At 62.2% G+C, this 20,472-nt stretch carries 24 protein-coding genes; 21 read left to right on the top strand and 3 right to left on the bottom strand.

The features are described 5' to 3' along the window. Positions 1-62 precede the first annotated feature (62 nt). The 11 genes from JV18_RS0103080 to JV18_RS0103030 all read left to right on the top strand — a co-directional run bounded on the left by JV18_RS0103080 (position 63) and on the right by JV18_RS0103030 (position 10,376). On the top strand, positions 63-344 hold the full coding sequence (locus JV18_RS0103080) for a proton-translocating transhydrogenase family protein (RefSeq protein WP_033073371.1): 282 nt from the start codon (positions 63-65) through the stop codon (positions 342-344). Between the two features lie 60 nt (positions 345-404). After that, complete coding sequence (locus JV18_RS0103075) at positions 405-1,829, top strand: NAD(P)(+) transhydrogenase (Re/Si-specific) subunit beta (protein ID WP_033073370.1); 1,425 nt, start codon at positions 405-407, stop codon at positions 1,827-1,829. 100 nt (positions 1,830-1,929) lie between these two features. Beyond that, complete coding sequence (locus JV18_RS0103070) at positions 1,930-2,628, top strand: aspartate/glutamate racemase family protein (RefSeq protein ID WP_033074878.1); 699 nt, start codon at positions 1,930-1,932, stop codon at positions 2,626-2,628. A gap of 131 nt (positions 2,629-2,759) precedes the next feature. After that, positions 2,760-3,977, top strand: a complete 1,218-nt coding sequence (locus JV18_RS0103065; RefSeq protein WP_052071692.1) for a parallel beta-helix domain-containing protein — start codon at positions 2,760-2,762, stop codon at positions 3,975-3,977. After that, positions 3,974-5,008 (top strand): SO2930 family diheme c-type cytochrome, encoded by a 1,035-nt coding sequence (locus tag JV18_RS0103060; RefSeq protein ID WP_033073369.1) that lies wholly within the window; start codon positions 3,974-3,976, stop codon positions 5,006-5,008. Before JV18_RS0103065 ends, JV18_RS0103060 begins: the two co-directional genes overlap by 4 nt. Positions 5,009-5,016: 8 nt before the next feature. After that, positions 5,017-5,661, top strand: coding sequence for a maleylacetoacetate isomerase (gene maiA / locus JV18_RS0103055; protein ID WP_033073368.1), 645 nt, complete (start codon positions 5,017-5,019; stop codon positions 5,659-5,661). Further along, a complete protein-coding gene (locus JV18_RS0103050; protein ID WP_033073367.1) occupies positions 5,658-7,700 on the top strand; it encodes a TonB-dependent receptor in 2,043 nt (680 codons plus the stop codon). Before maiA ends, JV18_RS0103050 begins: the two co-directional genes overlap by 4 nt. A gap of 37 nt (positions 7,701-7,737) precedes the next feature. Continuing rightward, positions 7,738-8,184, top strand: a complete 447-nt coding sequence (locus JV18_RS0103045; protein ID WP_033073366.1) for a MarR family winged helix-turn-helix transcriptional regulator — start codon at positions 7,738-7,740, stop codon at positions 8,182-8,184. Next, positions 8,177-8,470, top strand: coding sequence for an HPr-rel-A system PqqD family peptide chaperone (locus tag JV18_RS0103040; RefSeq protein WP_033073365.1), 294 nt, complete (start codon positions 8,177-8,179; stop codon positions 8,468-8,470). Before JV18_RS0103045 ends, JV18_RS0103040 begins: the two co-directional genes overlap by 8 nt. Continuing rightward, on the top strand, positions 8,467-9,333 hold the full coding sequence (locus JV18_RS0103035; protein WP_033073364.1) for an HprK-related kinase A: 867 nt from the start codon (positions 8,467-8,469) through the stop codon (positions 9,331-9,333). The genes JV18_RS0103040 and JV18_RS0103035 overlap by 4 nt, the downstream gene beginning before the upstream one ends. After that, positions 9,330-10,376 carry a nucleotidyltransferase domain-containing protein gene (locus JV18_RS0103030; RefSeq protein ID WP_033073363.1) on the top strand — a complete coding sequence of 349 codons (1,047 nt, stop codon included), beginning with the start codon at positions 9,330-9,332 and terminating at the stop codon, positions 10,374-10,376. Before JV18_RS0103035 ends, JV18_RS0103030 begins: the two co-directional genes overlap by 4 nt. Here the strand turns inward: JV18_RS0103030 and JV18_RS0103025 are convergent. Then, positions 10,340-11,011: an HAD-IA family hydrolase gene (locus JV18_RS0103025; protein ID WP_033073362.1), complete on the bottom strand. Its 672-nt coding sequence runs from the start codon at positions 11,009-11,011 to the stop codon at positions 10,340-10,342. The two genes, JV18_RS0103030 and JV18_RS0103025, sit on opposite strands and share 37 nt — an antisense overlap. Positions 11,012-11,077: 66 nt before the next feature. Between JV18_RS0103025 and glmU the strand changes: the two genes are divergently transcribed. The 9 genes from glmU to JV18_RS0102980 all read left to right on the top strand — a co-directional run bounded on the left by glmU (position 11,078) and on the right by JV18_RS0102980 (position 18,141). Beyond that, positions 11,078-12,436, top strand: coding sequence for a bifunctional UDP-N-acetylglucosamine diphosphorylase/glucosamine-1-phosphate N-acetyltransferase GlmU (gene glmU / locus JV18_RS0103020; RefSeq protein WP_033073361.1), 1,359 nt, complete (start codon positions 11,078-11,080; stop codon positions 12,434-12,436). A gap of 5 nt (positions 12,437-12,441) precedes the next feature. Beyond that, positions 12,442-13,014 (top strand): GNAT family N-acetyltransferase, encoded by a 573-nt coding sequence (locus JV18_RS0103015; RefSeq protein ID WP_033073360.1) that lies wholly within the window; start codon positions 12,442-12,444, stop codon positions 13,012-13,014. Then, positions 13,011-13,325: a hypothetical protein gene (locus JV18_RS0103010; protein WP_033073359.1), complete on the top strand. Its 315-nt coding sequence runs from the start codon at positions 13,011-13,013 to the stop codon at positions 13,323-13,325. Before JV18_RS0103015 ends, JV18_RS0103010 begins: the two co-directional genes overlap by 4 nt. 29 nt (positions 13,326-13,354) lie before the next feature. Further along, positions 13,355-13,981: a Pr6Pr family membrane protein gene (locus JV18_RS0103005; RefSeq protein WP_033074876.1), complete on the top strand. Its 627-nt coding sequence runs from the start codon at positions 13,355-13,357 to the stop codon at positions 13,979-13,981. Between the two features lie 25 nt (positions 13,982-14,006). Next, positions 14,007-14,231 (top strand): CopG family transcriptional regulator, encoded by a 225-nt coding sequence (locus JV18_RS0103000; protein ID WP_033073358.1) that lies wholly within the window; start codon positions 14,007-14,009, stop codon positions 14,229-14,231. After that, on the top strand, positions 14,228-14,596 hold the full coding sequence (locus tag JV18_RS0102995) for a PIN domain-containing protein (RefSeq protein ID WP_033073357.1): 369 nt from the start codon (positions 14,228-14,230) through the stop codon (positions 14,594-14,596). The genes JV18_RS0103000 and JV18_RS0102995 overlap by 4 nt, the downstream gene beginning before the upstream one ends. Positions 14,597-14,613: 17 nt before the next feature. Then, positions 14,614-16,437, top strand: a complete 1,824-nt coding sequence (gene glmS / locus JV18_RS0102990; protein WP_033073356.1) for a glutamine--fructose-6-phosphate transaminase (isomerizing) — start codon at positions 14,614-14,616, stop codon at positions 16,435-16,437. 13 nt (positions 16,438-16,450) lie between these two features. Beyond that, the gene (locus tag JV18_RS0102985; RefSeq protein ID WP_052071691.1) at positions 16,451-17,128 is read left to right on the top strand and encodes an HAD family hydrolase; all 678 of its coding nucleotides are present in this window, start codon (positions 16,451-16,453) and stop codon (positions 17,126-17,128) included. 137 nt (positions 17,129-17,265) lie between these two features. Continuing rightward, positions 17,266-18,141, top strand: a complete 876-nt coding sequence (locus JV18_RS0102980) for a dienelactone hydrolase family protein (protein WP_033073355.1) — start codon at positions 17,266-17,268, stop codon at positions 18,139-18,141. A gap of 104 nt (positions 18,142-18,245) precedes the next feature. Here the strand turns inward: JV18_RS0102980 and JV18_RS0102975 are convergent, their stop codons facing one another. Further along, entirely contained in the window at positions 18,246-18,713 is a 468-nt protein-coding gene (locus JV18_RS0102975; RefSeq protein ID WP_033073354.1) for a DUF411 domain-containing protein, read from the bottom strand. 57 nt (positions 18,714-18,770) lie between these two features. Here JV18_RS0102975 and JV18_RS0102970 point away from each other — a divergent pair, with 57 nt between their 5' ends. Then, entirely contained in the window at positions 18,771-19,337 is a 567-nt protein-coding gene (locus tag JV18_RS0102970; RefSeq protein ID WP_033073353.1) for a hypothetical protein, read from the top strand. Between the two features lie 45 nt (positions 19,338-19,382). On the opposite strand, the gene JV18_RS0102965 is transcribed toward JV18_RS0102970, so the two are convergent. Next, the gene (locus JV18_RS0102965; protein ID WP_033073352.1) at positions 19,383-20,399 is read right to left on the bottom strand and encodes an aldo/keto reductase; all 1,017 of its coding nucleotides are present in this window, start codon (positions 20,397-20,399) and stop codon (positions 19,383-19,385) included. Positions 20,400-20,472: the final 73 nt, after the last annotated feature.

Raw genomic sequence — 20,472 nt, 5'->3', positions numbered from 1 at the left:
CGGCAAGCCGGATGCAGCGGGCGACCAGCCAAAGCCAGCGAAATTAGCAAAGGAAACGTGCCGTGGACTTTATTTCCATTTTTTCGATTTTCATTCTGGCCTGTTTCATCGGCTATTTCGTCGTCTGGTCGGTGACCCCGGCGCTGCACACGCCGCTGATGAGCGTGACCAACGCCATTTCATCGGTGATCATTGTCGGCGCGCTGATCGCCAGCGCAGCTGCGGGCTCCGCCACCTCCAAATGGCTTGGCCTCGCGGCGGTGGTTATGGCGAGCATCAATATTTTCGGGGGCTTTGCGGTCACCGAGCGCATGCTGGCGATGTACAAGAAGAAAGAGCGCTAAGGCGCGGCGATAACAGGATTTCACGAACCGCGGCTGCGGTTCGACAGGGGAAGTTACATCATGCACGAATTGGCACCGATCAATCCTTGGGTGGCGCTGGCCTATCTCGTTGCCGGGATATGCTTTATTCTGGCGCTGCGAGGCCTGTCTTCGCCGGCTTCGTCGCGTCGGGGCAACCGTTTTGGCATGGCGGGGATGGCGATTGCCGTCATTACCACCTTGCTTACCCATGAACTCGCCAATCCCGTCGAGGTTCTGGGAGCGATCGCCATCGGGGCGGTGATCGGGATCGTCATGGCGCGCAAGATAGCCATGACTGCCATGCCGCAACTTGTCGCCGCATTTCATAGCCTTGTCGGCCTTGCCGCGGTCGCGGTCGCAGCCGCTGCCTATCTTAACCCCGGCGCTTTCGGCATTGCGGATGAAGCGGGGCAGATCTTCACCGTCAGCCGCGTCGAAATGGGCCTCGGCATCGCCATCGGTGCGATCACCTTTTCCGGCTCGGTCATCGCCTTTCTGAAACTCAACGGCAATATGTCGGGCGCCCCGATCCTTCTTCCGCTGCGCCATCTCATCAATCTGGGAACGCTGGCGGCGATCATTGGTCTGGTGGCCTATTTCACTCTCGATCAGTCGCCTTGGGTCTTCTGGACGGTCACGGGGCTCAGCTTCCTGATCGGTTTCCTGCTGATCATCCCGATCGGCGGCGCCGATATGCCGGTCGTGGTCTCGATGCTCAACAGCTATTCGGGCTGGGCTGCGGCGGCGATGGGTTTCACCCTTGGCAATACCGCGATGATCATCACCGGCGCGCTCGTTGGCGCATCGGGAGCCATTCTTTCCTACATCATGTGCCGCGCGATGAACCGCAGCTTCATCAGCGTGATCGCGGGCGGCTTTGGCGCTGAGGATGCTGGCGGTGCGGGCGGCGCGGCAAAGGAACAGCGTCCGTGGAAACCGGGCAGCGCCGACGATGCGGCCTTCCTGATGACGCAGGCCGAAAATGTCATCATCGTTCCCGGCTATGGCATGGCGGTGGCGCAGGCGCAGCATGCGCTGCGCGAAATGGCGGACCTGCTCAAAAAGGAAGGCGTGAACGTCAAATATGCCATCCATCCGGTCGCGGGCCGTATGCCCGGCCATATGAATGTCCTGCTTGCCGAAGCCAATGTCCCCTATGACGAGGTGTTCGAGCTGGAAGATATCAACAATGAATTCGCCCAATGCGATGTCGCTTTCGTCATCGGCGCGAATGACGTGACCAATCCGGCGGCAAAGACTGACAAGACCTCGCCGATCTATGGCATGCCAGTCCTCGACGTTGAAAAGGCAAAGACCATCCTTTTCGTGAAACGTTCAATGGGCGGCGTCGGCTATGCCGGGGTGGACAATGACGTTTTCTACATGGATCAGACGATGATGCTGCTCGGCGATGCCAAGAAAATGGCCGACGATATCGTGAAGGCAATTAGCGGCGGGCATTGACCTGAAGCCCCGTCACGGCAAAGAGTTGGAAAGGAATGGCAGCCTAGACTGTCATCGCGCTTTTCCGAAGCTGGTCGGACAATAAAAAGGGGCAATGGCGATGCGGAAGATCGGTTTGATCGGCGGAATGAGCTGGGCGTCGACCGAGCTTTATTACCGCCGCATAAATCAGGGGGTGCAAAGGCGCGTCGGGCCATCCTGTTCCGCGCCGATCCTCTTGGAGAGCCTGAATTATTGCGATCTTTCGCGTCTCACCACGCCAGAGCAATGGGATCATGCCCGCACCATATTGACCCAGTCGGCGCAGCGGCTGGAAGCCGCCGGGGCGACGGCGTTGATGATTGCGGCCAATTCGATGCACAAGCTGGCGAACGATGTGGCGGATGCCATCTCGATCCCCTTGCTGCACATCGTCGATGGAACGGGCGAGAAAATGCGCGCGGACGGGGTCAAATCCGCCGCCATCATCGGTACGCGCAATGTCATGACCGAATCCTGGTTCCGCCAGCAGATTGTCCGCCATGGCATCACGCTTGCTCCCTATGATGATGCGCGCGCCGACGTCATTGATGCGATCATTTATGACGAATTGATGCAGGGCAAGGTGACGCAGGAATCGCGGCGCACCATGCGAACCTTCATCACCGACATCGCCAAACAGGACATCGACGCGCTGATCCTCGCCAGCACGGAACTGAACATGCTAGTCGATTCCGAAGCCAATGTTCTCCCCATTTATGACACGCTGCGCTTTCATGCAGAAGCGGGCGTCAACTGGATTCTCGGCGCGGCGCCCTGACTTATCGCTTCCGTTAGCGGACCCGGCTTGAGGTATCTCGCCGGTGGGCCTGCCTGCTGACGCCCATGTCAATACCACTCTTGGCTTTCCCAAGCGCTTGGCGCATCCTGATGGGGATAAGGGAGAGTGTTATGCGAATCATTGGCTTTGACCATCTGGCAATTTGCGGCGCTGTGGCGGCGGCGATCTGCGTGAGCGCCCCTGCTTCGGCGGGTGTGATCGAGGTGAGCGCAAGCGGCACGGACGCGAATGAAAAGCTTCAGGAAGCGTTGATCCTCGCCGAACCCGGCGACACAATTCAATTGGCGGCAGGCGTATGGAAACTGACCGACGGGCTGTCCCTTGATGTCGATAACGTTACGCTGCGCGGCGCCGGAGCAGGGCCAGACGGCACCATTCTGGATTTTACCGGACAACAGGGCGCGGGCGAAGGTCTGCTGGTGACGTCCGACGACGTCTATCTCACCGAATTTGCGGTGATCAATTCGAAGGGCGACGGCATCAAGTCCAAGGGCGCGGACCGCATTGTCTATCACAAGCTGCGCGTCGAATGGACGGCGGGGCCAAAGGAAAGCAACGGCGCCTATGGCATTTATCCGGTCGAAAGCAGCGATGTGCTGGTCGACAGCGTCTATGTGCGCGGTGCATCGGATGCAGGCATTTATGTCGGCCAGTCGAAAAATATCATCGTTCGCAATTCAACCGCGGTCGAAAACGTCGCGGGGATCGAGATAGAAAATAGCTATAATGCCGATGTGCGCGACAATATCGCGACCAAGAACACCGGCGGCATCTTGGTTTTCGATCTACCCAGCCTGCCGATGCAGGGCGGGCATAATGTCCGCGTCTTCGGCAATGAGATCACCGACAACAGCACCCCCAATTTCGCGCCCCAGGGGAATATTGTTGCCAGTGTGCCGACCGGAACCGGTGTGCTTGTCATGGCGAACCGCAATGTCGAGATTTTCGACAATGTGTTCGATGACAATGGCACCGCCAATGTGATGCTGGTCGGCTATCGCTACGAGTATCAGGACCCCGATTACCAGCCCTTGCCCCGCGCTATCGTCGTGCGTGACAATCAGCATGGCAAGGCGGGCTATGCCCCGGCCTTTCCGGGCGGCGCCGAAATTGCCGCCGCGCTGGGCGGCGCCATCCCGCCTATCTTGTGGGACGGCGCGGGCGATGCCCTCGTCAACGAGGATGTTGGCGTGCTCTCGCTCAGCCTCGCCGATGTAAAGGCGCCGCTGACCGCGGCGCAGCCGGCGCCCGTCGTGCTCAAGGGAGAGGCGCCGGCCGCGCTTCCCGAAATCCGCCTGCCTGAAAGCATGGAGGCTAAAGTTCGATGAAGCGCATTACGGCGGCGCTTGTCGCCGCGCTGCTTTGTGCAAGCGGATCGGCGGGCGCCAATCTGGGCAAGGAGATTCCCGATCAGGCCCTGATCGACAGCAACGCCATGCCGCGCAAATTGTCCGAATTCGGGCTGTTCGACATGGCATCCGCGCGCCCGGTCGACGCGATGCTGCCCTATACGCTGCATACGCCGCTGTTCAGCGATTATGCCGACAAGCTTCGCGCCATATGGGTGCCAGCGGGCAAAAAAGTGAGCGTGGACAAGGATGGGCGTTATGTCTTCCCTGTCGGCACAGTGATCGTAAAAAGTTTTGGCTGGGCCGACTGGAACGAAGGGCGTCCGGTCGAAACGCGACTCCTCATCCACCGCGCCGAGGGTTGGGCGGCGCTTCCCTATGTCTGGGACGCGGATGGCCGCGATGCGACTTTGGTGCTGGGCGGGCGGCGCGTGCCGGTCAGCTTTACCACGCCATCGGGCGAGAAGCTCGACATTCGTTATCCCGTCCCGAACCGCAACCAGTGCAAGGAATGCCACAGCCTGTCCGGCGAAATCGTCCCCATCGGGCCAAAGGCGGCGAATATCGACTTTGGCGACGCCGCGCGCCTGCCGGAATTTGCCCGCTATATTCCTGCGCCTCCGCCGGGGATGGCCGCCATGCCGCGCTGGGACGATCCTGCAAGCGGCAGCGTCGCGACCCGCGCGCGCGCTTATCTCGACGTCAATTGCGCCCATTGCCATAATCCGCAGGGCAGCGCGTCGAACAGCGGCCTTTTTCTGCGCTGGACCGACGATCCGGCGGGCGTCAACTATGGGATCAACAAGCGCCCGACGGCTGCCGGGCGCGGAAGTGGAGGGATGGAATTTGCCATTGCGCCCGGCCAGCCGGAACAAAGCTTCCTGATCTATCGGCTGGAAAGCCTCGACCCCGGTATCGCCATGCCCGAGGTCGGACGCGCGAGCGTCCACCGCGAAGGGGCGGATTTATTGCGGCAATGGATTGCGGAGATGCCTGAATCCAAGCATTAGTCTCCCCCATGACTCATGCCCCCACATCGCTCACCCTCCATGGCTATTTTCGTTCCTCGGCGAGCTACCGCGTTCGTATCGCGCTCAATCTGAAAGGGCTGACCTATGACAATGTCGAGGTCAGCCTGATCGCGGGCGAACAGCGCAGCGACGCCTATCTTGAACAAAATGCCCAGGGCTTTGTGCCGATGCTCGTCGCCGATGGACAGACGATCATTCAGAGTATGGCAATTATCGACTGGATCGACCGCGCCTGTCCCGAACCCCGGCTGATTCCCGAAGAGGCGATGCCACGCGCGGTTGCGCTGGCGCAGGCCAATGTCATCGCCTGCGACATTCATCCGCTCAACAATTTGCGCGTGCTCAAATATCTGACCAAGGATCTGGGGCTGAACGAGGAAACCAAGAACCGCTGGTATCGCCACTGGATCGTCGAAGGCTTTGACGCGCTCGAAGCCATGGCAGGCGAGGGGTCATTCCTTGGCGGGGACGCGCCCGGCATCGCCGATATCTGCCTTGTCCCGCAAATCTATAATGCCCGCCGTTTCGAGGTCGATCTCGCACCCTATCCGCGCCTATCCGCGATAGAGGCGGCCTGCATGGAACTGGAAGCTTTTCAGCGCGCGCGTCCGGAAGCGGTGAAGCCCGGATGATGCTATCGCTTGTCAGCGCAGCAGCCCTCGCGGCGCAGGCTGCTCCGTCGCAAGGGGAGGCGGAGGCTGAGTCCATCCTATTCTATCATCAACCACGGAGGCTGCAGGAAATATTGGTCACCGGTGCAGGCCTGCTCTCACCGTCGCCGGCTGACCGGGTGCAATCCACCAGCTCTATTGTGCCTCTTGATCATGGGCTGGGCGCGCGCCTTGAAAACCGCCTGCGCGACGAGGCCGGGCTCGTCCAGTTCCGCCGCTCGGACGGGCGCAGCGCGCATCCGACCAGCCAGGGAGTGACGCTGCGCGGGCTTGGCGGCAATGCGTCGAGCCGCGCGCTGGTCACATTGGATGGCATTCCGCAGGCCGATCCCTTTGGCGGCTGGGTGGCGTGGAGCGCCTATGATGCGATCCGTCTTGGCGGCGTGATCATTGCGCGCGGTGGTGGAAGCGGCGCCGACGGTTCCGGCGCGCTCGCGGGCACGATCGGCCTTCATTCCGAAATGACCGACGGGGTCGAAGCGAGTGCGGCTTATGGCAGCCATAACAGCCTCGATACCGGCCTTTCGGCGGGCGGAGCGCTCGGCAGCGGCGAAGTTGCGCTCGACGCGCGTTACGCCCGCGGCGACGGCTTCATTCCCATCGTCTCCGGCCAACGCGGCGCTGTTGATCGTGCAGCGCCTTATGAGCAGGGCGGGGCGGGCATCCGGCTGCGCTTCGATACCGGGGACAGCGGTCGGGTCGAGGCGAGCCTGCGCGGCTTTTCTGACCGGCGCGACCGGGGTGTCGACTATACGGCCAGCAAGATCGACGGCCTTGATGCCAGTGTGCGCTATCTTCAAGAGCTCGATGGCGGCACCCAATGGATGGCGCTGGCCTATGTCCAGCTTCGCGAATTTGAAAGCGGCTTTGCCAGTGTTTCTGCCGACCGCGACAGTGCCAATCCCGCGCTTCAGCAGCGCGTCCCCGCAACGGGGCTGGGCGCGCGCGTTGAACTGCGCCCAGCGATCCATGACAGAAATCTGCTGCGCATCGGCGCCGATTGGCGGCGGACGGTGGGCCGCACCGAGGAAGATTATTTCTTCACCAACTTCCGTCCCAACCGTCACCGCAGCGCGGGGGGCACCAGCGATGTCATCGGCGCCTATGCCCAATGGAGCGAGGGCGAGGCCGGTCAGGGGCTGCTCTGGACGTTGAGTGGGCGGCTCGACCGCTGGTCCCTCGGCACTGGCTATCGCCGTGAGGCGCCGATTGGCGGCGCACCGACGCTCGACCTCCGCTTTCCTGCTCGAACGGGTTGGGAAGGCAGCGGCCGCGCCGGGCTGCGCTATGATATGGGGCGGGTCGCGCTGCGCACCGCCGCCTATCGGGGCTGGCGGCTGCCCACGCTCAACGAGCTTTACCGCCCCTATCGCGTCGGTGCCGAGACCACGCTCGCCAATCCCGATCTTGCGCCCGAAACATTGTGGGGCGGCGAAGCCGGAGTGGAATGGGACAATGGCGGCACCTTCCTGTCGCTGACAGGCTTTCTCAATCAGCTGGAAAATCCCATTGCCAATGTCACCATTGGCACCAATTTGAACGAGCGGCAGAATCTCGACGCCATCGACGCCAAGGGGCTGGAATTCGCCGCAGAGCAGCATATCGGTCCGCTATCGCTGCGCGCGACCTGGGCGTTTACCGATGCGCGCGTGGATGCGTCGGGCGCCGCCGCCCAGCTCGACGGTCGGCGGCCTGCACAAATCGCCAAAAATGGTGGTAGCCTGTCACTGCGTACTCATGATGAATGGCTGCCAGTCGGCGGCTTTGCCACCTTGCGCTATATCGGCAGCCAGAACGAGGATGATCTCGGCCTGCAAAGGCTGGACGATGCGCTGACCCTCGACGCCGGCCTGTGGGTGCGAGTGCTGAAGAATTTCCGTATCGAGGCGCGCGGCGAGAATATTTTTGACGAACTGGTCCCCGCTTCCATCTCCGCATCGGGGCTGATTGAACGGGCGACGCCGCGCACATTATGGCTTGGCGCGCGCGCCCATTTCTGATGATTTGACCGCCAAGGCTTAGGCGATAGGATGACGCATGGCTGCCAAGACGCTCAACCTCGATAATTTTCTGCCTTATCGCCTCTCGATCGCGTCGAACGCGTTGTCGGGCCGCATTGCGACGGAATATCAAAATCGCTTCGGCCTCAAAATTCCGGAATGGCGGTTGATGGCGGTGCTGGGCGAAGGAAAGCCGATGACCCAGCGCGAACTGGTCGAGGCGACGCGCATGGACAAGGTAACGGTCAACCGCGCGGCCAAGGTGCTCGCCGACCGGCGTTTGATCGCGCGTCAGGCGCATGAGGCCGATGGGCGTTCGCACCATCTCGAACTCACCGAAACCGGACGCTCGCTTTACGACATGATTGTTCCCGCCGCGCTGGCAAGCGAAGAACGGCTCGAAGCGCAGATCAGCGCTAGCGAACGCGCAACCTTGATGTCGATTCTTGCCAAACTGATTGCCGCTGCCGAAGATTATGATTGAGCGCATTTATTGCGCTCCGCCTCGTGACGCGCTGCGCGTCGAGCCGCTGGGCGAATTGACCGCCATTTTCGACCGTCGCTCGATGCAGACGCATCTCGTCGCCGCACCCGTGCCCGAAATATTGGCGGCGCTGGATCAACAGGGCTGTACCGCCGCCGCTTTGGCCGACCGGCTGGCGGAGCAATTTGATCTTCAAGGTGACGATGATGGCGATCCCGATGTCGCGGCCATCTTGTCCGATCGTTTGAAAGAATTGGCCACGCTAGGTCTGGTGAAGACGCGGTGAGGCACAGCATTCGCCTCGCGGTCGGCCCCGTGCAATTTCGTGTCGGCAGCGACTGGCGCGCGCCGATTGCCGCGCTCGATCGTCTCTATGCCGCTTATCCGCAGGATGCGGAGCGTCCGGCCGACGCGACCGTACGCCTTTTTGCATCGCGCCCTTGGCGCCGCTGGTTGCGGCCATCGGTGCATATCGGGGGCGATTATATTGTGCCCGATGCCCTTCCCCTGCCGTTGTCGATGGGCTTGCTTGCGGCTGAAATGGGGATGAATTTGCAGGTCGCGCTAGGGTGGCGGCGGCATATGCTTCTTCACGCCAGCGCGGTGGCGCAGGATGGGCGCGCGCTCATTATGTCGGGGGAATCGGGGTCGGGAAAATCGACCCTTGCGGCGTTGCTGGGCGAAAGGGATTGGCGGTTGATGGGCGATGAATTCACACTCATCGCGCCCGACAGCGGCGATGCCTATGGCTTTCCGCGCGCGGTCAGCCTGAAGAATGAAGCAATTGCCGAAATGGCGGCGCGCGTCGACCCCGCGCGTCTGGGCCCCTTGCTGGCGCGCACGCCAAAGGGCGATATCCGCCATCTGATCCCGCGCTCCGACGCCATAACGGCGATGCACATCCCTGCCCGCCCGCGCCTCATCCTCTTCCCGCAATTTGGCAGCGCTCCCGCGATCGAGCGGCTGGGGGAGGGGGAGGTGTTCGTACGGCTGACTCAGGCATCGACCAACTATGTCAGCTTGGGGGAGGCGGGCTTTGCCGCGCTCACCCAATTGGTGCGCGCGACCCCGGCCTTTGCCATCCGCTATCCCGACAGCGCGACCGGCATTGCCATCGCCGAAGAATTATGGGCAGAGGCCCCGTTATGAAGGCGGCGCGTATCCTCGTCGACCTCCTCGCCGGGCGCCGCGATCCAGCGACGCTGGCGCGCGCCGAGTGGGATGGCGTCATCGGCGTCGCCCGTTCCGAAGCCTTGCTCGCAACGCTTGCCTGCCATCTCGAAATGGCGCCGCTGTCCCCGCCGCTCGCTGCGCTCTTCGCCGACCAGCGGGCTGGCGCCGCCGTCGCCCAGCGCCAGGCGCTTTGGGAGGCGGAAATGGCGCGGCGCGCCCTCGCCGCCGAGCGGATCGAGTTTGTCCTGCTCAAAGGCACTGCCTATGCCATTGCGGGCCTGTCATGTGCGGCGGGGCGTCAGATCGGCGACCTCGATATATTGGTCGGCGCGCATCATATGGGGCGTGCGGAAAATGAGCTGCTCGAAGATGGATGGGAATGGGTGAAATCCGATCCCTATGACGATGCCTATTACCGCGAACATATGCACGAACTGCCACCGCTAATCCATCAGGCGCGCGACCGGATGATCGACGTTCATCACACCATTTTGCCGCGCACCCACCGGCTGACCCCCGACATATTGGCGATGATCGCCGACGCGGTGCGGCTCGACAGCGGCTTTGCCATACTCTGCCCAACCGATATGGTTTGTCACTGCGCCGCTCATATGCTGGCTGATGGCGATTTGCAGGGCGGACTTCGCAATCTTTGGGATTTCCATTGCCTGACCCGTGATTTTTCCGCCGAAGACGCGGATTTTTGGGAGCAGCTCGACGCGCGGGCGCTGCAACATGATCTGCGCGGCGAAGTCCGCCGGGCGGCGCGGCTTGCGCGCGATCTTTATGGAGCAAAGCTCCCGTCGGCCTGGGATGATCACGACCCGGCGGACCGCTGGTTCAAGACGCGCCTTCTCGCCCGCGACGACTGGGGGCGGCCGACTCATTTCCTGCTTCAACAGGTCTTCTATATTCGTTCGCACTGGCTGCGTATGCCGCCCGCCTTGCTGGCGCGACACCTATGGATCAAATGGCGCAAGGGTCATAGCGACGCCAGCAAGGGCACAAGCGCATCATAATGGTCGATGACATGGTCAGCGCCCAAAGTTTCGACGCTGGCCGAAGAAAAGCCAAAGCGCACCGCGATGCTGGTGACGTCAGCGCGCTTTGCCGCCGTGACGTCATAAATGGAATCGCCAACAAAGGCGGTGCGCCCGCCGCCGCATCGCGCAATCATCTCGATCAACATGTCGGGCGCGGGTTTGGCGCGCCCAGGCCCCAGTGTATCGCCGCCCAGCACCACGGGAAAACGGTGCAGTAATCCCGTCCGTTTCAGTAGCGGCCTTGCCAGCGCCTCAGCCTTGTTCGTCGCGACGGCAAGCGTGACCCCGCGCTCTTCCAGAGCATCCATAGCCTCAATCAGGCCGGGGTAGGCAGGGCAGTTTTGCCCCATGCTCGCGCGATAATGGTCGATCATCATGGGATGATAACGCTCGGCAAGAGCCTCGCCCGCGGCCTCCGCCCCGTGGCGAATAAAGGCACGGACCAGCAGGGCGCGCGATCCACCCCCGATCCGCGCCTGAACCTCGGCCACCGACAGGGGCGGATATCCCGCCTGCGCCAGCGCATGGTTCAGGCTGGCGGTAAGTTCGCCGCTGGTGTCGAGCAAGGTGCCGTCGAGGTCGAACCCGACCACGGGGAAGGGGAAAGTCATGGAGGTGGTCCTTTGTCTCGGCGCTTTCATGACCGCACAGTCTGGAAACCGCAATGATTTGCTGGCATGGCATCCCCCATGAACCACGCGATCGCCGCCATCATCCTCGCCGCGGGCAAGGGCACCCGCATGAAGTCCGATCTTCACAAGGTGCTCCATCCGATCGGCGGGCGGGCCATGCTGCTCCATCTTCTCGACAGTTTCGCCGCACTGCGTCCTGCTTCGACCGTCGTCGTCGTTGGCGACAAGCGCGAACAGGTCGAATCGGCCCTCGTAGACACGGGCGCCAGCGTGGCGGTGCAGGATCCGCAGCTTGGGACTGCCCACGCCGCTCTTCAGGCTAAGGCGGCGCTCGCCGAATTTGACGGATTGATTCTCGTCTGCTTCGGCGATTGCCCGATGCTTACCGGCAACACCGTCCGCCGTCTGTGCGATGCGCTTTCGGGCGGGGCAACGGTCGCGGTTCTGGGCTTTCGCCCGCGCGACACCGCCGCTTATGGGCGCATTATCGCCGACGCGGACGGCAATGTCTTGAAAATGGTTGAGCATAAGGACGCAAGCCCCGAAGAACGCGCGACCGGTCTTTGCAATTCGGGGGTTATCGTTGCCCATTCGCAGCATATGTGGCGGCTGCTCGAAGCGGTCGGAAACGACAATGCGGCGGGCGAATATTATCTTCCCGATGTCGCGACCGGCGCGATTGCCGAAGGGGCGAGGGTCGTCGTCGTCGAAACCGAAGAGGCAGAGGTCGCCGGGGTTAACAGCCGCGCCGAACTCGCCGCGGCCGAGGCGCAGTGGCAGGCGTTCAAGCGCGAAGAAGCGATGGCGGGCGGCGCGTCGCTGCGCGCGCCCGAAACCGTCTGGTTTTCCTGGGATACCAAGCTGGGCCGCGACGTTACGGTCGAACCCAATGTCGTCTTTGGCCCCGGCGTCGAGGTGGGGGATCAGGTCATCATCCGCGCGCACAGCCATATCGAAGGGGCGAAAATCGCGTCGGGCTGCGAAATCGGTCCCTTCGCGCGTCTCCGCCCCGGCACCGTGCTGGAGGAAAAGGCAAAGATCGGCAATTTCGTCGAAACGAAGAAGGCCCATCTGGGCAAGGGGGCCAAGGCCAATCACCTCACCTATTTGGGCGATGCCACCATCGGCGCAGGCGCGAATATTGGCGCCGGCACCATCACCTGCAATTATGATGGATATTTCAAATATCAGACGGTGATAGGCGACAATGCTTTCATCGGATCGAACAGCGCGCTCGTCGCGCCGGTCAAGATTGGCCAGGATGCGATTGTCGCAGCGGGCAGCGCCGTCACGCGCGATGTCGCCGATGGCGAACTTCGCCTCGTGCGCGGGGAACAGCTCGTCAAGCCGGGCTGGGCCGACCGTTTCCACGATGCGATGCGCAAGAAGAAGGCTGGGAAATAGCGGTCATGCCTGTGCCAACATTGACCACGCAGCGCTTGGTGCTGCGCCAGATTCGGGCCGACGACGCCCCGGTGCTCTTCCCCGTCCTGTCGGATCCCCAAGTGATGATCTGGTGGTCGAGCGCACCGCAGGAAACGCTTGCTGAAACCCAATCCTATGTCGCAAAAAATGCCGCAGAAGACCAAGGATACGGATGCTGGGCCATCACGCTCTCGGGCGACGACACCGCTTTGGGGTGGGTGGTTCTCTATAATGGCAAGCCCGGCGTGAAAGAGATCGGTTATATTCTGCACCGTGACCATTGGGGCGGCGGTGTCGCTCGCGAGGCTGTGTCGCGGGTGATCGACCATGGGTTCGACGATTTGGGGCTTCGCCGTATCTTTGCTGATACCGACCCCGAAAATCACGGGTCCATCGCGATGCTCCAGCGCTTGGGTTTTCAGCGCGAAGGATATTTGCGCGCGGAATGGGAAACCCATATGGGGGTGCGCGACACGCTGATCTTCGGCCTGCTGCGCGACGAGTGGAACGCCGCTCGCGCATCGATGAATGTCGCGGCCGTGGGAGAGAATGCATGAGCGACCGTTACACCGACCAGCCTTTCCTGCGCTTCGTCGATGCCTGGGTGCTAAAGGCGATCGGCCATCTCGACCAGGCGACCGACGATTATTGCACCGCCATGGTCCCCAATCTCGAGAAATCTTTTGGGCATAAGGGAAGCTGGGCCGACATTGTTGCAAAGCAGATGAAGTTCGCGCCCGATCTGGCTGCCCAGATTCAAAAAATCTGGACGGATGGACAAGCGCGCTTTGCTCAGGCGAACGGGGAAGCCGCCGATCCCGTCCAGTTTGCGATACTCTTCGTCGACCGCAATTTTCGCCGCACCTGACGGGGCCGCTCATGGGAAGGGGATGGTCGATGCAGAAGAGCGCTCGATGGCTTCACCTGTTGGCCGCTCTGGTCGCATGGGCCGCCTTGACGCTTCAGCTTGTTGTCCTCGTCCAGCGTTTCGATGCCGATGGCCAGTCCGTCGCCGCGGCGCTGTGGCGCTTTTTCGGCTTCTTCACCATTCTCACCAATTTGTTCGTCGCAATAGTGGCAAGCACGGCGGCGCTGCGTCCCTGTCATGCGCTGGCGGCCCCCCGCTGCCGTCTGGCTGCGCTTGCCGCCATTCTTCTTGTCGGCATCGTCTATTCGCTGGCCTTGCGCCATGTCTGGAACCCGCAGGGCGCACAGGCTGTCGCCGATCATGGTCTCCATGATGCCACGCCGCTGCTTTTTCTTCTGGCCTGGCTCGCTGCGCCGCATGGCGGGCTTGGTTGGCGCGATTGGCTATGGACCTTGGCCTTTCCGCTGGCCTATCTCGCTTATGCCTTGATGCGGGGCGCTTATGACGGTTGGTATGCCTATTATTTTCTCGATCCGGTGACGCAGGGTTGGGGCGCTTTCGCGCTCAGCGTTGCCACGATCATCGCCGGATTTTTACTCATCGCGGGGCTTCTCCTTGGCCTCGATCGCTGGCTCGCCGATAAGGGCTTGCACTGATATCATGATATGATATCAGCATTGCATGCGCTTTCTTGCAGATATTCCTGATGATGATGTTCAGTGGCTCGATGCGGCTGCGGCGGATCAGGGCGTGTCGCGTGCCGAACTGGTGCGCCGTGCCATCGCCGCCTATCGCGCCGAATTGTCGGGCGACGCCATCGACAACGCCTTCGGGATCTGGCGTGACCGCGCCGATATTGGGGACGGGCTGAAATTTCAGCGCCGCCTGCGGGGCAAGCGCACATGATCGCGGCGCAGTTCGACAGCGATATCTTGATCGACGCGCTAAGCGGGATTGACGCGGCGCGCGCTGAAATCCGCCGCGCGGGCCGAAAAGGCATCAGCCGTGTGAGCTGGACCGAAGTCATGTCGGCTGCCGACCCCGCAAGTATCAAGACGGTCGAGGCCTTCCTCGCCTGTTTCCAGATCGAGGAAATCGGCGATGCGGTCGCCCGCCGCGCGGCGGCCTTGCGCGCCGAGCGCAAGGGGCTGACGCTCGCCGACGCCTTTGTGCTGGCGACGGCGCAGATCACGGGGCGCATTCTTGTTACCCGAAATATAAAAGTTTTTCCGGCGTCGATGCCGGGTATTCGTATCCCCTACACCCTCTAGACGAAAGCCAGCCAAGCATGTGTGGAATCATCGGAATTGTCGGCAAGGATCAGGTGGCGGACCGGCTGGTCGATGGCCTCAAGCGCATGGAATATCGCGGCTATGATTCGGCGGGCGTGTGCACGGTCGAAAATGGCCAGCTCATCCGCCGCCGTGCAGAGGGAAAGCTTGGCAATCTGGTCAAGGAGCTGGCGGGCAATCCCGCGCCCGGGACGCTGGGGATAGCCCATACGCGCTGGGCGACCCACGGCGCGCCGACCACCAACAATGCCCATCCCCACGCCACGGGCGAAGTGGCGCTGGTCCACAATGGCATCATCGAAAATTTCAAGCCGCTGCGCGAGGAACTGACCGCCCGCGGGCGCAGATTTGAAAGCGAGACCGACACCGAAGTCGTCGCCCATCTTGTCAGCGAGCAGGTCGAAGCCGGAAAAACCCCGCAGGAAGCGGTGCAGGCCATATTGCCCCAGTTGCGGGGGGCCTTTGCGCTCGCCATCGCCTTTCGCAGCCAGCCCGACCTGCTGATCGGCGCGCGGCTCGGCTCGCCGCTCGTCGTCGGCTATGGGGAAGGGGAGACGTATCTTGGTTCGGACGCGCTCGCGCTCGCGCCGCTGACTCAGAAAATCGCCTATCTGGAGGAGGGCGACTGGGTCGTCATCACCCAGGGCGGTGCCGAAATCTATGACGCAGACAACAACCGTGTCACCCGCGAAATAACCACCTCCGGCGTCACCGCCGCGGCGGTTGAAAAGGGCAATTATCGTCACTTCATGCAGAAGGAGATTTTCGAGCAGCCGACGGTGGTTGCGCAGACGCTCTCCTCCTACATCCGCCCGCTCGAACAAACGGTCGCATTGCCGCAGATGGATTTCGACCTCGCGGGCATCGACCGGATCACTATCGTCGCCTGCGGTACCAGCTTCTATGCTGGCATGGTTGCCAAATATTGGTTCGAGACCTTTGCGCGCGTTCCCGTCGATATCGATGTCGCGAGCGAGTTTCGTTACCGCGACCCCGTGCTTCAGCCCGGCGGCCTCGCGCTCTTCATCTCGCAATCGGGCGAAACCGCCGACACGCTTGCGGCGCTTCGCCATTGCAAGGCCAATGGGCAGACGATTGCGGTCGTCGTCAACGTGCCAACCAGCAGCATGGCGCGCGAGGCCGATTTGCTCCTCCCGACGCACGCGGGTCCCGAAATCGGCGTAGCCTCGACCAAGGCCTTTACCTGCCAGCTTGCAGTGCTCGCCGCGCTCGCCGCGCATCTCGCGCTCAAGAAGGGGAAACTAAGCGCCGAAGAGGAGCGCGACATCGTCAAGCATCTGATCGAGGCGCCCGCCGCGCTCAACGCCGCGCTCGCGCATGACGAGGATATTGCCGCCATGGCGCATCTCGTCGCTCCTGCGCGCGATGTCCTCTATCTGGGGCGCGGCCCCGACTATCCGCTGGCGCTGGAAGGGGCGCTCAAGCTGAAGGAAATCAGCTATATCCACGCCGAAGGCTATGCAAGCGGAGAGATGAAGCATGGCCCCATCGCCCTGATCGACGAGGCGGTCCCCGTCATCGTCCTCGCGCCATCGGGGCCCTTGTTCGAAAAAACCGTCAGCAATATGCAGGAAGTGATGGCGCGCGGGGGTAAGATCGTCCTCATCAGCGACGCCGACGGCCTCGCCGAAGCGGGCGAAGGCTGCATGGCCACCATTGAAATGCCCAAGGTCCACCCGCTGATCGCGCCGCTGGTCTATGCCGTGCCGGTGCAGCTGCTCGCCTATCATGTGGCGGTGGCGAAGGGGACCGACGTCGATCAACCGCGCAACCTCGCGAAATCGGTGACGGTGGAATAGCATCGGCCTTTCCATGTCGCGTGATATGAGCCGCTTTGCCGCCATCATCTTCGACTTCGACGGCGTGATCGCTGACAGCGAGGTGCGCGCGAACCTGTCGCTGTCCGAAAGCCTGACGGCAATCGGTATGCCGGCAACCTATGAAGAATGCCTGCGCGACTATTATGGGCATAATTGGCAGGAGACGCAGCGGCGGATCGAGGCGCGCTACGGGCGGCCGCTTCCGCCGAATTTCCGTGAAACCCACCGCGCCCGCGCGCGTGCGCGTTTCATGGATGGCTTTGATGTGGTTCCCGGTGCCGCGGATTTTCTGGGCGGGCTAGGCGATATGCCGCGCGCCATCGCTTCATCCAGCCGCGCCGAATATATCGACTGGGCGCTTGGCCTTTTTAGCCTCCGCCATCATTTCGGCGACCATATCTACAGCGCCGACGGCTGGAATCGCGGCAAGCCGCATCCCGACATCTATCTTGCCGCGGCAAAGGGGTTGGGGATCGATCCGGCCCACTGTCTCGCGCTGGAGGATTCGCCGACGGGAGCACAGGCCGCCTTGGCGGCGGGGATGACCGTCATCGGTTTTTGCGGCGCGGGGCATATCGTGGATCGGGCGGCGCATGGCGCGATGTTGCGCGGCGTCGGCGTGCCGCATGTCGCCATGGACTTTGAAGAGGTCGCGGCCTTCCTGCGCTGACGGTTAAAGTCTCGCGATTTTTAAAAATCATTGTCGGCGAGCGGCCTCCTCGACTAGCTTCCCCCCCTTTCCATCCCGCAAGCGCGAGGAAAGGGAAAAGGCGGAGCAAGCCCGCATAAGCGGCAGGAAGAAAAATCATGTGCACCGAAAAGATGGAAGCCGATCGCGATCGTGCCGGAATGCCGGTAGCACGCCGCAGCTTTGCCGCGCTCGCCGGCGCAGGTGCCCTAGCCGCAGCGCTCCCCGCGCGCGCGGTGGCGGGGCGATCGATCAAGGGACGCGATGTTACCATCACCACTGCGGACGGCCTTTGCGATGCCTATTTCGTCGCCCCTGCCGAAGGGAAGCACCCCGGCATTGTGATGTGGCCCGATACTCGCGGGCTGCGCCCCGCCTTTCGCCAGATGGCGGACCGGTTGGCGGAGGACGGTTACGCGGTGCTGTGCGTCAATCCCTTCTATCGCTGGCAAAAGGCGCCGGTGGTTGATGCCGAGAACCATTGGGGCGTGCCTGAACTGCGGCAAAAGCTCTTCGGCTATTTGAAGCAATTGACACGCTCGCTGGTCGAAACCGACGCGGCGGCACACATCGCCTTCCTCGACGCCCAGGCTGAGGTTGATACGGCGCGCGGGATCGGCACCAGCGGCTATTGCATGGGCGGTCCCATGACCATCTATACGGCCGCGCACCGTCCGGACCGCGTGCGCGCGGCGGCGAGTTTCCACGGCGGTGGGGTCGGAACCGACAAGCCCGACAGCCCGCATTTGCTGATCCCAGGCACCAAGGCGGGCTATTTGTTTGCTATCGCTGAGGATGACGACAAGGAATCGCCGAACGAGAAGCTCTTGCTGAAGGCCGTGCTCCAACCCCGTCCGCAGTGGTATGAGGTCGAAGTCTATCCGGCCCAGCATGGCTGGTGCCCACCCGATGGGCGCGTTTATGACGAGGCGGCAGCGGAAAAGGCGTGGAGCCGTCAACTCGCGCTATTCGCGGCCGAGCTAAAGCCCGCCTGATTTTCCGTTCGTGTCGAGCGAAGTCGAGACATGCTGAGCGCTTGTGCCAATGATCGGCATCGCGGCTTCGCGCGGCGCGAGCGGGAAGGGGGAATCCCTTTAAATCAGTGGGCGTGCGCGCCGCTGCTGGCCGCATAGCTCGCATAGACCCGCTGACCGCCGGGGCCAAAGCTCATCACCTGATAGGCTTCACGCCGGTTGCCCCATTCCATGCCGGGTGAGCCGATCGGCATTCCACCCACCGCCAGTCCCTTCACCCCCTTGGGCTTTTCGCGGAGCAGCCGTGCAATCTCTTTCGCGGGCACATGGCCTTCGATCACATAGCCGCCCACCAGAACGGTGTGGCAGCTACGCAGCGCCTGCGGCACGCCCTGCTTGTCCTTCACCGCCTCCATGTCGGCCGAATTGACCACGCTCACCTTGCCCCCGAAGGACGCCTTCACCTGCTCCAGCCATTTGAGGCAGCATCCGCAACCTGCATCGCGAAACATCACCGGATTGGCGGCATGAGCGGTCCCCGCAAGGGCAGCACTCGCGGCGAGGGTAAAGAAAAGGCGGCGGGCAGAAGGCATCGCAAATCCTTTAGGCTTTTTTTGACCGGAAGGCCGTCATGCCTATAGGATGACCGCATGAAAGTCCATTTCATCCGATCGGGCGAGCGCCGCTACAGCATCCAGATCGAGCGCCGTGATGCGCCGACGCTGATCATGGACCCGGCGCCCGGCTATGATCCCGATATACCGCACGATATGGTGCATTTTATCGTCGAAGCGGCGCTGGGGCTGAAAAGCGGCGTGTTCGGACAAATTGCCGCAGGCGGCGACGCCGGCTCGTTCCGCCTCGAAAGGGACGACAGACTGTCCGCCAAAGACCGCCAGCGCGCCGCGCGCAAACAAGGTGAAAAGGGCGCAAAGCAGCTCAAGGCGCAGGGCCGCGAGGGCGAATTGTCTGAACTTGCTGCCTTTCTGTTCGACATCGGCTGGCGCATCCGCTCACGCCCCGACAGCGCGGCGCAGCGCGCGGCGCTCGCCGAGGCTGACCGGGTGCGCGCCTCGCTCAGCCAAGCCGAACGCGCGCGGATCAATGCAGCCGAGCCACGGATCATCGCCGATTTCGACCGCCTGTCTATAGCATGGCGTGCGCTGAACGTCGGCGAGGCGCTGGTCCTCGATTGGCCGTCCGGCAAAATTGGATAATCGTCATCCCGGACTTGATCCGGGGTCCACGATGCTCGTGCGGCCTCATCCCATGGGATAGAGTATCTCTTTCCCCACCTTGTGCAGCTTCTTCATTACATCAGCGTCCAGCACCAGCTCCATCGCATCAAGGATCGGAGCAAGCTGATCAAGGGCGCTCACCCCCACAATGGTCGAGGCGACGAAATCATGCTGTTTCGACCAGGCGGTCGCCATGGTAATGGGGTGCAGTCCGGCCTCTTCGGCAATGGCCAGATAGCGTTCGGTCGCCGCCAGCGTCTTTTCATTAACGAACCGCCGCCCCATCGCGCCCTGTCGTCCCTCCATCTTCAGATAGCGAGAAAAGCGCGCGCCTTCGGGTAGCGCGCCGCCCTGATATTTTCCCGAAAGCACCCCGCCCGCCAGCGGCGAATAGGGGATCAGGCTCACGCCTTCCTGACGGCACACCTGCGCCAGCTCATCCTCGAACCGTCGATTGTTCAGGCTGAAATTATTCTGGATCGTCTGATACCGCGCGATCCCCAGCCGTTCCGACGCTGCGAGCGATTTCATCAAGCCCCAGCTCGTTTCGTTCGAACAGCCGAGAATACGCACCTTGCCCGCGCGTACCAACTCGTCGAGCGCGTCCATCATCTCGTCATAGGGGGCGTCAGGGTCGGGCCAATGCGTCTGGTACAGGTCGACATAATCAGTCTGCAGCCGCATCAGGCTGTCGTCGATCGCCTTCATGATATTGTGGCGATCAAGCGCGGTCATCCCGCCGCGGCAGGGCGATTTGAACCAGATATGGCTCGGCCCCGATACTTTGGTCGCCAATATGATCGCATCGCGCGGCTTGGTCTTCATCCAGCGCCCGACAATTTCCTCGGTGCGCCCAACCCATTTGACGTCGGGCGGCACCGGATAACCCTCGGCGGTATCGTAAAAATTGATCCCGGCATCGAAACAGCGGTCGAGAATGCGGAAAGCTTCGGCTTCGTCGGTCTGGCTGCCAAAGGTCATCGTACCCATGCAAATGTCGGACACATGGATGGCGCTCTGGCCAAGGCGGCGGCTGGTCATGCTGGCAATTCTCCGGCTGGCGGGGAGGGAAGGCGCCTTTCTAGGTTGCAAGGCGCAACCTTGCAATCGGCCG

Origin of the sequence: Sphingopyxis sp. MWB1 (genome assembly GCF_000763945.1) — a bacterium.
Lineage (GTDB): Bacteria > Pseudomonadota > Alphaproteobacteria > Sphingomonadales > Sphingomonadaceae > Sphingopyxis.
Note: the sequence above shows the minus strand (reverse complement) of the source record. Positions and strands in the feature narration are given on the sequence as shown.

Excerpts from the sequence above, each read along its gene's own strand:
- JV18_RS0103075 (WP_033073370.1), top strand. The coding sequence starts at position 405 with ATGCACGAATTGGCACCGATCAATCCTTGGGTGGCGCTGGCCTATCTC.
- JV18_RS0103070 (WP_033074878.1), top strand. The coding sequence starts at position 1,930 with ATGCGGAAGATCGGTTTGATCGGCGGAATGAGCTGGGCGTCGACCGAG.
- JV18_RS0103065 (WP_052071692.1), top strand. The coding sequence starts at position 2,760 with ATGCGAATCATTGGCTTTGACCATCTGGCAATTTGCGGCGCTGTGGCG.
- JV18_RS0103060 (WP_033073369.1), top strand. The coding sequence starts at position 3,974 with ATGAAGCGCATTACGGCGGCGCTTGTCGCCGCGCTGCTTTGTGCAAGC.
- maiA (WP_033073368.1), top strand. The coding sequence starts at position 5,017 with ATGACTCATGCCCCCACATCGCTCACCCTCCATGGCTATTTTCGTTCC.
- JV18_RS0103050 (WP_033073367.1), top strand. The coding sequence starts at position 5,658 with ATGATGCTATCGCTTGTCAGCGCAGCAGCCCTCGCGGCGCAGGCTGCT.
- JV18_RS0103045 (WP_033073366.1), top strand. The coding sequence starts at position 7,738 with ATGGCTGCCAAGACGCTCAACCTCGATAATTTTCTGCCTTATCGCCTC.
- JV18_RS0103040 (WP_033073365.1), top strand. The coding sequence starts at position 8,177 with ATGATTGAGCGCATTTATTGCGCTCCGCCTCGTGACGCGCTGCGCGTC.
- JV18_RS0103030 (WP_033073363.1), top strand. The coding sequence starts at position 9,330 with ATGAAGGCGGCGCGTATCCTCGTCGACCTCCTCGCCGGGCGCCGCGAT.
- JV18_RS0103025 (WP_033073362.1), bottom strand. The coding sequence starts at position 11,011 with ATGACTTTCCCCTTCCCCGTGGTCGGGTTCGACCTCGACGGCACCTTG.
- glmU (WP_033073361.1), top strand. The coding sequence starts at position 11,078 with ATGGCATCCCCCATGAACCACGCGATCGCCGCCATCATCCTCGCCGCG.
- JV18_RS0103015 (WP_033073360.1), top strand. The coding sequence starts at position 12,442 with ATGCCTGTGCCAACATTGACCACGCAGCGCTTGGTGCTGCGCCAGATT.
- JV18_RS0103010 (WP_033073359.1), top strand. The coding sequence starts at position 13,011 with ATGAGCGACCGTTACACCGACCAGCCTTTCCTGCGCTTCGTCGATGCC.
- JV18_RS0103005 (WP_033074876.1), top strand. The coding sequence starts at position 13,355 with ATGCAGAAGAGCGCTCGATGGCTTCACCTGTTGGCCGCTCTGGTCGCA.
- JV18_RS0103000 (WP_033073358.1), top strand. The coding sequence starts at position 14,007 with ATGCGCTTTCTTGCAGATATTCCTGATGATGATGTTCAGTGGCTCGAT.
- JV18_RS0102995 (WP_033073357.1), top strand. The coding sequence starts at position 14,228 with ATGATCGCGGCGCAGTTCGACAGCGATATCTTGATCGACGCGCTAAGC.
- glmS (WP_033073356.1), top strand. The coding sequence starts at position 14,614 with ATGTGTGGAATCATCGGAATTGTCGGCAAGGATCAGGTGGCGGACCGG.
- JV18_RS0102985 (WP_052071691.1), top strand. The coding sequence starts at position 16,451 with ATGTCGCGTGATATGAGCCGCTTTGCCGCCATCATCTTCGACTTCGAC.
- JV18_RS0102980 (WP_033073355.1), top strand. The coding sequence starts at position 17,266 with ATGTGCACCGAAAAGATGGAAGCCGATCGCGATCGTGCCGGAATGCCG.
- JV18_RS0102975 (WP_033073354.1), bottom strand. The coding sequence starts at position 18,713 with ATGCCTTCTGCCCGCCGCCTTTTCTTTACCCTCGCCGCGAGTGCTGCC.
- JV18_RS0102970 (WP_033073353.1), top strand. The coding sequence starts at position 18,771 with ATGAAAGTCCATTTCATCCGATCGGGCGAGCGCCGCTACAGCATCCAG.
- JV18_RS0102965 (WP_033073352.1), bottom strand. The coding sequence starts at position 20,399 with ATGACCAGCCGCCGCCTTGGCCAGAGCGCCATCCATGTGTCCGACATT.